Source organism: Mesorhizobium sp. M1409, from assembly GCF_040317535.1.
GTDB lineage: Bacteria > Pseudomonadota > Alphaproteobacteria > Rhizobiales > Rhizobiaceae > Mesorhizobium.
The window spans coordinates 70,553-82,069 of the sequence record NZ_JAMYKV010000030.1; the positions used below are offsets into that span (position 1 = coordinate 70,553).

General features: G+C 63.4%; 13 protein-coding genes. 7 read left to right on the plus strand and 6 right to left on the minus strand.

Going from position 1 to position 11,517, the window contains the following annotated elements:
- Positions 1–58 precede the first annotated feature (58 nt).
- The 3 genes from NKG99_RS22125 to rpmB all read right to left on the minus strand — a co-directional run bounded on the left by NKG99_RS22125 (position 59) and on the right by rpmB (position 1,938).
- Entirely contained in the window at positions 59–739 is a 681-nt protein-coding gene (locus NKG99_RS22125; RefSeq protein WP_352870741.1) for a spermidine synthase, read from the minus strand.
- A 59-nt stretch (positions 740–798) separates the two neighbouring features.
- Positions 799–1,479, minus strand: coding sequence for a queuosine precursor transporter (locus NKG99_RS22130; protein ID WP_352870742.1), 681 nt, complete (start codon positions 1,477–1,479; stop codon positions 799–801).
- 162 nt (positions 1,480–1,641) lie between these two features.
- Positions 1,642–1,938 carry a 50S ribosomal protein L28 gene (gene rpmB, locus NKG99_RS22135; RefSeq protein WP_056583698.1) on the minus strand — a complete coding sequence of 99 codons (297 nt, stop codon included), beginning with the start codon at positions 1,936–1,938 and terminating at the stop codon, positions 1,642–1,644.
- A gap of 257 nt (positions 1,939–2,195) precedes the next feature.
- Between rpmB and NKG99_RS22140 the strand changes: the two genes are divergently transcribed.
- Genes NKG99_RS22140 through NKG99_RS22150 form a run of 3 tightly spaced genes read left to right on the plus strand, consistent with a single transcriptional unit; the run spans position 2,196 to position 4,600 of the window.
- Positions 2,196–2,981, plus strand: coding sequence for a DUF3108 domain-containing protein (locus tag NKG99_RS22140; protein WP_352870743.1), 786 nt, complete (start codon positions 2,196–2,198; stop codon positions 2,979–2,981).
- A gap of 33 nt (positions 2,982–3,014) precedes the next feature.
- A complete protein-coding gene (gene yddG / locus NKG99_RS22145) occupies positions 3,015–3,929 on the plus strand; it encodes an aromatic amino acid exporter YddG (protein WP_352870744.1) in 915 nt (304 codons plus the stop codon).
- Entirely contained in the window at positions 3,926–4,600 is a 675-nt protein-coding gene (locus tag NKG99_RS22150; RefSeq protein WP_352870745.1) for a lysoplasmalogenase, read from the plus strand. Before yddG ends, NKG99_RS22150 begins: the two co-directional genes overlap by 4 nt.
- Here the strand turns inward: NKG99_RS22150 and NKG99_RS22155 are convergent.
- Together NKG99_RS22155 and gloB are read right to left on the minus strand one after the other, a co-directional pair.
- Positions 4,597–5,025, minus strand: a complete 429-nt coding sequence (locus NKG99_RS22155) for a cupin domain-containing protein (RefSeq protein ID WP_352870746.1) — start codon at positions 5,023–5,025, stop codon at positions 4,597–4,599. The two genes, NKG99_RS22150 and NKG99_RS22155, sit on opposite strands and share 4 nt — an antisense overlap.
- A gap of 23 nt (positions 5,026–5,048) precedes the next feature.
- Positions 5,049–5,816 carry a hydroxyacylglutathione hydrolase gene (gloB, locus tag NKG99_RS22160; protein ID WP_352870747.1) on the minus strand — a complete coding sequence of 256 codons (768 nt, stop codon included), beginning with the start codon at positions 5,814–5,816 and terminating at the stop codon, positions 5,049–5,051.
- 215 nt (positions 5,817–6,031) lie between these two features.
- Between gloB and NKG99_RS22165 the strand changes: the two genes are divergently transcribed.
- The 3 genes from NKG99_RS22165 (at position 6,032) to NKG99_RS22175 (ending at position 9,684) form a co-directional block, all read left to right on the plus strand.
- Positions 6,032–6,820 (plus strand): class I SAM-dependent methyltransferase, encoded by a 789-nt coding sequence (locus tag NKG99_RS22165; protein ID WP_352870748.1) that lies wholly within the window; start codon positions 6,032–6,034, stop codon positions 6,818–6,820.
- Between the two features lie 152 nt (positions 6,821–6,972).
- Positions 6,973–8,805 (plus strand): ABC transporter ATP-binding protein/permease, encoded by a 1,833-nt coding sequence (locus NKG99_RS22170; RefSeq protein WP_352870749.1) that lies wholly within the window; start codon positions 6,973–6,975, stop codon positions 8,803–8,805.
- An 81-nt stretch (positions 8,806–8,886) separates the two neighbouring features.
- Positions 8,887–9,684 (plus strand): DUF1194 domain-containing protein, encoded by a 798-nt coding sequence (locus tag NKG99_RS22175; RefSeq protein WP_352870750.1) that lies wholly within the window; start codon positions 8,887–8,889, stop codon positions 9,682–9,684.
- Positions 9,685–9,750: 66 nt separating this feature from the next.
- On the opposite strand, the gene NKG99_RS22180 is transcribed toward NKG99_RS22175, so the two are convergent.
- Positions 9,751–10,686 (minus strand): glycosyltransferase family 2 protein, encoded by a 936-nt coding sequence (locus tag NKG99_RS22180; protein ID WP_352870751.1) that lies wholly within the window; start codon positions 10,684–10,686, stop codon positions 9,751–9,753.
- A 368-nt stretch (positions 10,687–11,054) separates the two neighbouring features.
- On the opposite strand from NKG99_RS22180, the gene NKG99_RS22185 reads away from it, so the two are divergent.
- On the plus strand, positions 11,055–11,375 hold the full coding sequence (locus NKG99_RS22185) for a DUF1330 domain-containing protein (RefSeq protein WP_352870752.1): 321 nt from the start codon (positions 11,055–11,057) through the stop codon (positions 11,373–11,375).
- The last annotated feature ends 142 nt before the right edge of the window (positions 11,376–11,517 follow it).

The following is an 11,517-nucleotide window of genomic DNA, read 5'->3' on the forward strand; positions in this document are numbered from 1 at the left end:
GCGAAGCTCGACGGAGTGGGGGTCGACCGTTCATTAATAGAGCTACGACGGCATCCGGTCAGGATCGTGAGCCGTTGGCGGCTATCCAGATGACATGGCGCGCGCCACGCTTGCCGTTGGCGCGCGTGTTGACCTCTTCGACCGTAAAGCCTGCCTGCTTCAGCCGCCGCGTGAAGCCGCTGTCAGGGCCTTGCGACCAAACCGCCAGGACGCCACCCGGCTTGAGGGCGCCGCGCGCAGCGCCCAGTCCCTGCAGGCTGTAAAGCGCATCGTTGGATTTGTGGACGATGCCTTCCGGGCCGTTGTCGACATCCAGCAGGATGGCGTCCCAGGCGGCGGGCTCCGAGCGTATCAACTGCCCGACGTCGGTCTCTCGGATGATGACGCGCGGATCGTCGAGACAGCCGCCAAAGATCTCGGCCATCGGACCGCGTGCCCAGGCTACGACCGCCGGGACCAACTCCGCGACGACGATGCTGGCGTCATTGCCGAGCTCTGCGAGTGCGGCCCGCAGCGTAAAGCCCATACCAAGCCCGCCGATCAGGATCCTTGGCTGCCGATGGCCGGCAATCCTTTGGCAAGACAGGTTTGCCAGCGCTTCCTCGGAGCCGCTGAGACGGCTGTTCATCAGCTCGTTGGTGCCGAGCATGATCGAGAATTCGGTGCCACGCCGCTTGAGGCGAAGCTCCTGTGCGCCATCCGGGGTCCTCGCGGAGTCTATCTGGACCCACGGAATCATGGCCTTTGTCCGACCATTATCTTTTCCGAAAACCGGGTCCCACTTTTCGGGATCATGGTTTAAGCCGTGACTGCCGGTTGACTCCAGCGGGTGGCGAGCAGCCGGTAGGGGATGAGTGCGACCACCGCGATGATCAGCTTCACCGACAGGTCACCAAGCGCCCAGGAAACCCAGCGCATGGCATCGATATGGAAGACGCCCATCAAAGGTGCGGTTTCAAGCGCAAAGCTGTCGTTCGGACCAGCGAGGACAAACGCGGCCGAGAACGCGACGGTGAAGAACACCGCGGTGTCGAACACCGATCCGACCAGCGTGCCGACGATCGGCGCCCGCCACCAGCTCTGCCGGCGCAGCCGGTTGAACACGGTCACATCGAGCAGTTGCGCGGAAAGGAACGCCGCGCCGGACGCCGCCGCGATGCGCACCAGCCGGTCGGCGGCGGTCTCGAATTCGATCAGGCCGTGGCGGAACAGGAAGGGCGGGACAAGGATCGAGCAAACCACCGCCGTCATGAAGCCGACAAAGACGATCCTGCGCGCCACGGTGGGCCCGTAGCGGCGGTTGGCGAGATCGGTGACCAGGAACGAGAAGGGGTAGGTGAAGGCGCCCCAGGTCAAAAGGTCGGCCAGCGACAGGCCGCCGATCTGGCCCTGCATCGGGAATTGCACGAGAATGTTCGACGCCACGACGACAAGCGCCATGGCGGCCACGAATGGCAGGTATCGCGAGAAGGAAGTCATTTTTTTATCCTGGGTAATGGAACCAGCGGAGCATCATGCCCATCCGGGCGATGCTCGCTTCGTATTTGAGCACCGGATTGCCGAAACCTTGCGGGTTCCATCCGATGCCCAAGGCCAACAAGAGGTTGGCCAGGGCGGTTCGTCCCCCGCCTTTAAACGATATCAGGCAGCGGGCTGCTCGGCGATCTTCTTGGCGATCTGCTTCTTCAACAGACGGGCGCGCTGCGACAATTCCTTGACGTCGGCCTTGGCCAGGAAGGCGTCGAGACCGCCGCGATGTTCGACCGAACGCAGCGCGTTGGCCGAAATGCGCAGGCGCACATTCTGGTTCAGCGCTTCCGAAATCAGCGTCACATTGACGAGATTCGGCAGGAAGCGACGCTTGGTCTTGTTGTTGGCGTGGCTCACATTGTTGCCGGACATGACTGCCTTGGCAGTGAGTTCGCAGGTGCGGGACATGGTTCTAACCTTCAGTTCTCGGGGTCTGCCAAACCTTTGTGCCCACGCCGGGTGGCGCGCGGTTCTGGTCAGGCGGCCTTATGGAAAAAGTTGGCGTTCCATAGTTGCATTTCGCCGAGGCGTCAAGCACCGGCTTCCCCACGGACGCGCCCGGCATTTCATATTAAGGCCGGAATTCACCCTATAAGCGGTCTCATAGGGACATGCCAGACCGGAGTTGCCCGCCTCCGGCCGAAAATCAAGGACCAGATCCCGCCATGCTTCGTTGCCATGCCCTTGCTGCCCTGCTCGCCATTGCCTTGCCGTCCGCCGTTTCTGCTGCCTCGCCACAGTCGTTTAAGGGTGAGTACACAGTGTCGTTCCTTGGTCTTTCGATAGCGAAATCGACGTTTGCCAGCCACTATGAGAACGGCGCCTACGCGATCGAAGGCAGCGTTACCGCCGCGGGTCTGGCCAGGCTGTTCGACGACACGCGCGGCACGATCTCGTCGAAAGGCACGATTTCGGGCAAGAAGATGGTGCCGCGGGCGTTCCGTGCCGATTACACCTCTGGCAAGAAGGCATCGACGGTCGATATCCGCTTTGCAGATGGCGCGGTCACCTCGACGCGGGTCGTCCCGGCGCCGGGCAAGCGCGACCCCAAGAGCTGGGTGCCGATCGGTGCCGGCGATCTGGTCTCCGTGCTCGATCCGCTGGCCGCCACCGTCATCCATGCCGACAGTCTCGACCAGGTCTGTGGCCGCACGGTGAGGTTCTATGACGGCGAGATGCGTGCCGATCTGACACTGACCTACGCTTCGAAGGGCACGATCTCGGTGCCGGGTTACAAGGGCGACACCATCACCTGCCGAATGGGCTTCGAGCCGGTGGCGGGCTACCGCAGGGGCCGCAAGGCGCTGAATTATCTTAAGAACCGCAGCCGCATGATGGTGACGTTTGCATCGCTCGGCCAAACTGGCGTATATGCGCCGATCCACGCCACGGTGGGCACGCAGATCGGCACCTTGACCATCAGCGCCAGGCGTTTCGAGGCAGTACAGTAGGGCAGGCGCCATACGCGCGCCACTGGAGATGGAATGGCGCGCGCAACGCTGATCGGTTTTTCGGCGGTCGCCATGTGGGCGCTGCTGGCGCTGCTCACCGATAGGTCGGGCCAGGTGCCGCCGTTCCTGCTGTCGGCGATCACCTTCTCGATCGGCACCGGGGTCGGGCTCGTCGCGCGGCTGTTCATGCCGGCGCCCGACAAGGGCCAGGAAATCCCTCGCCAAGTCTGGCTGATCGGCATTGCCGGCCTGTTCGGCTACCATTTCTTCTACTTCACCGCGCTGCGCAATGCGCCGGCGGTGGAGGCGAGCCTGATCGCCTATCTGTGGCCTTTGCTGATCGTGCTTGGCTCGGCGCTGATGCCGGGCGAGCGCCTTGCCTGGAACCATGTCGTCGGCGCGCTGCTCGGCCTTGCAGGTACCGTGCTGATCGTCACCAAGGGCGGTGGGCTGGCCTTCGACGCCCGTTACGCCTTCGGCTATGCCATGGCCGCCGTCTGCGCCGTGCTGTGGTCGTCCTATTCGCTGCTGTCGCGGCGCTTTCCGTCGGTGCCGACCGGCATCGTCACCTGGTTCTGCGCCGCGACCGCGGTGCTGTCGCTCGCCTGCCACTTGGCGCTGGAACAAACGGTTCTGCCTGACGACGCCGGGCAGTGGCTGGCCGTGCTTGGCCTTGGCCTGATGCCGGTCGGTGCTGCCTTCTATGCCTGGGACATCGGCGTCAAACGCGGCAACATCCAGGTACTGGGTGCCGCAAGCTACGCCGCACCGCTGTTGTCGACGCTGGTGCTGATCGCGGCCGGTGTCGCCGAGCCATCGCTGCGCATCGTCGCCGCCTGTGTGCTCATCACCGGCGGGGCGGCCTTGGCGGCAAAGTCGCTGTTCCTGCGCAAGCCCGCCGTGACCGAGAGCGGAGCCGGGGCATCCGAAAGCAGAGCCGGGGCATGACGATGCCGTTCCCGGGCGGCATTGACGCCAACGCCAACGCGACGCTGATCTTTTCGCTGGCGGCCGCGGTGATCTACGCCTTCACGCTTGGCATGCCGCCGACGCTCGCACGCTCGGCGGCAAAGACGCTTGCCGTGGCGATGCTTGCCGTGCTGGCGGCGCTGCAAGGCGGGCCGCTGCTGCTGGTCGCCGCGCTCGCGATCAGCGCCGTTGGCGACGCCTTCCTGTCGCGCGACGGCGAAAAGGCCTTTCTTGGCGGGCTGGCCAGCTTTCTCGTCGCCCATATAGTCTATGTCGTGCTGTTCCTGCGCAGCGGCGGCGGCTTGGAATTGCTGGGCGCCGAATCGTGGCGTGGGGCGATCGCGCTGGCCATTGCGGTGTTTGCGATCGTCATGCTGGCGGCGCTGTGGCGACGCGTCGGCCCCGGCCTGCGCGTTCCGATCGCCGTCTATGTCGCTGCGATCCTGGCGATGGGCGTTTCGGCGCTGACGACAAGCAGCGTCTGGATTATCGGCGGCGCCATGTTGTTCATGGCATCGGACGGTCTGCTCGCCACGGAGAAATTCCTGGTGGCCGCCATCTCGCCGCACCGCGCCTGGATGCGCTTTGCCGTCTGGGTGCTCTACTGCGCGGCCCAGCTCGCGATCACGCTTGGGTTCTTGTTGCGTTAGGGTTGTTTCGGCTGCCAGCCAGGTGCTGCCAGCTCAAAGGCGGCGAAGTCAAAACCCGGTGCGACCGTGCAGCCGACCAGCGTCCATTCGCCCAGGCTGCGCGCCGATTGCCACCAGCCTGCCGGGACGACGATCTGCGGCCGCTCGCCGGCTGCGAGATCGATGCCGAGCACCTGCTCGACAACGGCGCTGCTTTCTTCCCACATCGCCAGCGCCAGCGGGGCGCCGGCATGGAAGTGCCAGACCTCGGCGGCGTCCTTGACCCGGTGCCAGGCCGAAACCTGATCCCGTTCCAGCAGGAAATAGATCGCGGTCGAATGACCGCGCGCACCGCCGGCGTCATCGCGAAAGGTCTCGGCGTACCAGCCGCCTTCCGGATGCGGTTTCAGGCCAAGCGTCGCGATGATTTCGGCGGAGCTGGTCATGGCTTCGAGGATACCACCGGGCTTTAGAAATTATCCTTGCGCTTGCGGATTTCGGCAAAGACCTCGGCGTCCGAGGCTTTCTCCAGCCCAAGATGCTTGCGGATCGCCGGATCGTGCCAGCGTAGGAAGGGATTGGTCGACAGTTCCTCGCCGATCGTCGTCGGCAGCGTCGCCTTGTCGGCGGTGCGCAGCGCCTCGATCTTGGCGGCGCGTTCCTTCAGCGCCGAATTGGTCGGGTCGACGGTCAGCGCGAAACGAGCGTTGGAGAGCGTGTATTCGTGGCCGCAATAGACGACCGTTTCAGCCGGAAGCGCCGCCAGTTTCTTCAGCGAATCATACATGATCGGCGGCTTGCATTCGAACAGCCGCCCACACCCCAGCGCAAACAGCGTGTCGGCGGTGAACGCCACTTTCGATCCAGGCAAATAGTAGGAGACGTGGCCGGCTGTGTGGCCGGGCGTGGCGATCACCTCGATCTTTTCATCACCAAGGTGAAGAACCGAGCCGCCTTCGACGGTTTCGTCGATGCCGGGGATCTTGGCTTTTTCCGCTTCCGGGCCGACGATGCGCAGCTTGAAGCGCGCCTTGAGCGCCAGATTGGCCTCGACATGGTCGGCATGATGATGCGTGGTCAGGATCATCGTCGGCGTCCAGCCGGTGCGTTTGAGCGCGGCCAGGATCGGCGCTTCCTCGGGCGCGTCGATGATCGCGGTCTGGCCGCTTTTGGGGTCATGCACCAGCACGCCAAAATTGTCGGTGCGGCACATGAACTGTTCGATTTCGACCGGCATCGCATCTCTCCGTTGGAGCGTCCTTTGTGCGTCCAGTTGGACGCACAAAGGACGCTCTGACACTTTTTATCTGCTGCATCGTGCTTTCCGAAATCGAAACCGATTTTCGGGCCGATGCGGGAATCGCCGCAGACATAGGGCGCTGGCTCGCGGATGTCATCCGGTCATCAAGGCCTTTTGTTGAAACCCGACGATATCACGGCTACATCCCTGCCATGCATTCCGACATCGTCGATCTTCGCTCCTTCTATTCGACAACGCTCGGCCGGTTCGCCGAGCATTCGATCACCATGGCGTTGTCGTCGATATGGGCAGCCGTGCCAAACGAGCGGCTGGTCGGTCTCGGCTACACCTTGCCTTGGCTGGAGCGCTTCGGCGCCGATGCCGAGCGGGTCTTCGCCTTCATGCCGGCAACGCAGGGCGCGGTGGTGTGGCCGGCGACGGGGCCGACGGCGACGGCATTGGTCTTCGACGAGGAGTTGCCGCTGGTCGATTCCTGCATCGACCGCATGCTGCTCGTCCATTCGCTCGAACATGTCGAGAACCCGCGTGAGACGCTGAACGAGATCTGGCGTGTGCTGTCGCCGGCGGGCCGGGTCGTCATCGTCGTGCCCAACCGGCGCGGCGTCTGGGCGCGCTTCGAGCACACGCCGTTCGGCAATGGCCGGCCTTTCTCGCGCGGCCAGCTGACCGAACTGCTGCGCGAGGCGAATTTCACGCCCGCCTCATGGTCCGATGCGCTGTTCTTTCCGCCGTCGCGGCGGCGCTTCATGATGCGGTTCCATAATGTGCTGGAACGCGTCGGCCGGCGGCTATGGCCGATCTTTTCCGGGGTCATCGTCGTCGAGGCACAGAAGCGGCTCTATCAAGGCGTGCCGGTCGCCCAGCGCGCCTCGCGCCGCGTCTTCGTGCCGGTGCTGTCGCCGCATGGCGCAACCCGGCTCGGCCGCCGAAATGAGCCCGGGGATGCCAAGCCATCGGTTGCGCGGGTGACGGCTTCGTGATCACGGCAAGAGTGCCTGGCGTCGTTTCCCTGCCTATCTGTCGCAAGTGGACTGACAGCGCATCTTGACAGCGCATCTGGCAGTCCATTTGAACGACGGATGCCTTCAAGTCTCTCCAACCGGTTTCAGCACTGAACGCAAGGACCCCGGCCATGGCTGATCAACCGGACTATGCCGCCACCGTTCAGCCGGTTGCCGTGGCGGTTGAAGCCAGCAGCCTGAGCGATCAGGTGGCGACGATCAGGTGGGCGCTGGCGGGATCGCCGGTTCGCAAGTGGTTGCTCTGGACATCGGTTGGCATCATGGCCGTGATCATTGCAACGTCGATCGGCCAGATTCTCCTCAACCGCTGGAATCAGCCTTTCTACGATGCGCTCGCGCGCCGCGACATGGCGGCCTTCCTGCACCAGCTTCTCGTCTTTGCGGCCATTGCTGGCGGGCTGCTGGTGCTCAATGTCGGCCAGACCTGGCTCAACCAGATGATCCGGCTCAGGCTGCGCCAGGCGCTGACGCTGGACCTGATCGACCAGTGGACGAGGCCCGCGCGCGCCTTCCGGCTGGCCAATGCAGGCGCCATCGGCGTCAATCCCGACCAGCGCATGCAGCAGGATGCTGCGCACCTCTCGGACCTGTCGACCGACCTCGGTGTCGGGCTGCTGCAGTCGCTCATCCTGCTCGTATCCTTCGTCGGCGTGCTGTGGGAGCTGTCCTCGGGCTTCGTGTTCCACATCGGCGGGACCGCGCTGGCCATACCGGGCTACATGGTCTGGGCTGCCATCCTTTATGCCGGCACCGCCTCCTGGTTGAGCTGGCTGGTCGGACGCCCGCTCATCGGCCTGAACAGCGACCGCTACACGCGCGAAGCCGAGCTGCGCTCCTCGATGGTGCGCGTCAACGAAAATGTCGATGCCATTGCGTTGTACCATGGCGAGGCCGACGCCAGGCGACGGCTCGAACTCGACCTCGGCACGGTGCTCGGCGCCATGCGGCGCATCTACAGCGCCCAGATCAACCTGGCCTGGGTGACCGACACTTATGGCTGGATCACGGTCGTGGCACCCATCTTGGTCGCCTCGCCGGTCTATTTCTCAGGCGATATCAGCTTTGGCGGACTGATGATGGCGGTGGGCGCCTTCAACCAGGTTCACTCGTCCTTGCGCTGGTTCATCAACAACATCGGCAGTATCGCCGATTGGCGCGCCACGCTCATGCGCGTCGCCGACTTCCGCATCGCGCTCGACGAAACCGATGTGCTGCACGACACGGAGAGGCGCATCGCCTTTGGCGAAAACGCCAATGGCAGCCTGACTTTCGAGAAGCTCGAAGTGGCCTCGCCGGAGGGCTGCACCAGGCTGGCCGACCAGCATGTCGAAATCCGCCCCGGCGAGCGCGTCATGATCACCGGCGACCGGGGCGCCGGCAAGACGCTGTTCTTCCGCGCCATTGCCGGCCTGTGGCCATGGGGCAGCGGACGGATCAGTTTGCCGGCGGGGGAACCCCCAATATTCGTGCCGCGCGTCCCTTATTTCCCGGTCGGTACGTTGCGCGAGGTGCTTGATCATCCGAATGGAGCCGCGCCGGCGAGCGATGCCGACATTTCGGCGGTGCTTGCAGAGGTCGGTCTCGAACGGCTGTCGTCGTCGCTCGACCGCGCCGGGCGCTGGGACCACGAGCTGGGCGATGACGAACAGCGCTCGCTGGCCTTCGCCAGGCTCGCCTTGCGGCGGCCGAAATGGGTGATCATCGATGAAGCGCTGGATGCGTTCGACGGCCCGTCGCTACGGCGGGTGCTGACGATGCTCGAGAAGCGTTTGCCTGGGACTGCGATCCTCAACATCGGGCAGGGCCAGCACAACAATCAGTTCTTTCCTCGCGCGTTGACGATCGTCAAGGATTCCGGCGCTCCAGCTCTGAAGCCCGCCCGCGTCAGGGCCGGCGCGATCGAACCGCCGCCTGCCGTCGCTCGCCGCGAGAAAGTAAGCTGATATCCAGGCGAGGGGTGCAAAGCTTTATTTTGCCGTGATCGCGCAGCAAGCTTGTCGGGAGAAACAACCCTGGCCACGGCCATGCTTGATGCTCTGCGCCTGCTTGCCTGTCTTGCCTGCGCCCAGGCCGCCGCCTCGCCGCCGGATGCGCTGGCCGTCGACGTCGAGCTGGTGCTGGCGGTCGACATCTCGCTATCGATGGACGAGAAGGAGTTCGCCCTGCAGCGCGCCGGTTATGTCGAGGCGCTGCGGCATCCCGACTTTATCAAGGCTGTTCGCGCCGGCCCCACGGGCCGGATCGCGCTCACCTATTTCGAATGGGCCGGCACGGTGCGCGACGACGCGGTCATCGGCTGGCAGATCATCGACAGCGCCGAGAGCGCCAACAGCTTTGCCGACAAGGTTGCGGCCCGCCCGTTCCGGAGCTTCCGCGGCACCTCGATTTCCGGTGCGCTGGCCTTCGGCACCGAGCTTTTCGATCGCACGTCCTTCGAGGGCGAACGCAGCGTCATCGATATTTCCGGTGACGGTCCGAACAATATCGGGCCGCCGGTCACCGCGACGCGCGATGCGGCGACCGCAAAAGGCATCGTCGTCAATGGCCTGCCGATCCTGATCAGCCCATCGCCCACCTTCAGTCATCTCGACCAGTATTATGCGCAGTGCGTGACCGGGGGCCCCGGTTCCTTCGTGCTGCCGATCTATGCGGCCGCCGAATTTTCGACGGCCATCCGGCGCAAGCTGATCCTCGAAGTAAGCGGCATTCAGAACAAGGCGAGAATCATCCCCGTCGACGCGGCCACGCCGATAGACTGTCTGCAAGGCGAGCGGGACAGGCGGTTCCTGTCAGATCCGTATTTTCCGGAACTCGACCGGTGAGCTTGCCGTGACTTGTCGTGCATGTCGTTGTCCCAAAACCGCTGGACACTTTTGGGCGACATGCAATCAGGCCGGTCGGGCGCCAAACTTGTCGCGGAACTCGTTGTAGAGATCGCGGCGCCAGCGCCGGCCATGGACATAGCCGTGCAGTAGCTCCGGCAACGAGTAGCCGAGCGCTGTCGACGAGCGATTGGCCATGTAGCCCTCAAATGCTTGAGGTATCCGGCCTCGGAGGATATCGGCGATAATCTGCCGCGAGATCATGTAGGGCGGAATATGCGGGTAGGCGTCGGCAATATGCGGATGTTTGCCCATCAGGTTCGCATAGGCTTCGACATAGCCGTTACGGCGGCCCGAAATCGAGTTTTCCGAATTGTATTTCGTCCAGTCGATGTCCTCGGACAAACGCGCGCCATGGCGGCGGGCAAGCCGCAGCAGCAATTCGCGATCCTGCATCCGGGTGATGTCGCTGTCATAGCCGCCAATGCCCAGCAAGGCCTCGCGACGGGCGGTTATCGCGGAGCCGGCGATGAAGATCGTCTGCGCGACCAGCGTTCGTTCCAGCATCGTCGGGCTCACGAATGCGTCGCGGTTGACGCAATTGGTGGCGCGGTTGCCCTTCAGGGAGACAAAAGAGCTGATCAGCACCTGAAGTGTCGGATTGTCATCGAAGCAGGCCAGGGTCCGTTCAAGCCGGTGCGGCAGGTAGACGTCGTCCGAATCGAGGAACGTCACCACGGGCGCCCGCGCTCGCTCGATGCCGGCATTCCTGGCGGCGTTGGCGCCTCGCCATTTCGCGCCGACATAGATCAGCCGCGGGTCTTGAATGCGGGCGAGCGCCGCCTCGGTTCCATCGGTCGAGCCATCGTCAACGACAATATGCTCGAGCCTTGGCATGCTCTGGGAAAGCACGCTTTCCACGGCGCGCAACACTGATTCGCGCCGATCGTGGGTCGGCGTTATGACCGTGATGAGAGGTGTCGGTTCGATGATCCCGGCCATGTCGTGTCAGCTGTTTCCTGCGCAGGGTTGCGCGTCTATCCAGGACTTTTCGATTTTCAGAACGGTCGAATGGATCGGACTTTCCTTTCCGCTACACCTCATAGTCGATGTGACGTTACAAAAACCAGCTGCCCGTGTCACTCACCGTGCCGGTCCATGGCCCGCGCGAGATAACGAATTCCCATTGTTAGCGCTCCAATTGCAACAGCACTGCCGGACAGAGCATTTGCGAATCACCACGGAAGCGACACGCGCGACCGATAGCGCGTATTCCATTACCTCGGACGTAATCGCTTTGCGCTCAACGTTTGAGCAGATTGCTGTTGCGAGGCCAGCTGGTCGGCTTCGATACAAAGGGAATACAAATCATGACCGCTTACGCCGTTGCCCATATGCGCCAGGCCACGATGGGCCCGCAGATCGTCGAATATCTGCACAAGATCGATGCCACGCTTAAGCCTTTCGGCGGCCGGTTTCTGGTTCATGGCGGCGATGTGGAGGTGATCGAGAACGACTGGCCGGGCCACCTGATCATCATCGAATTTCCCGACAGGCAGCATGCGCGTAACTGGTACAGCTCGCCCGCCTACCAGGCGATATTGGCGCTGCGTACGGACAATTCAGAGTCCGACGTGGTGTTCGCCGATGGCGTCGAATATCCGCACAAGGCCACGGATGTTCTGAGTTGACTGGTCCCAGACCAATCCAACGTTGCGGGCGTGGCTCAAGGGATCGCGACAAATCGCCTAGCCCGAATATCTCACAGAGTTGAGGTGCATCGGGGCTCCGAATCAGGGAAAATGCTTCTGCGACAAAGACTTACCCTAGGCA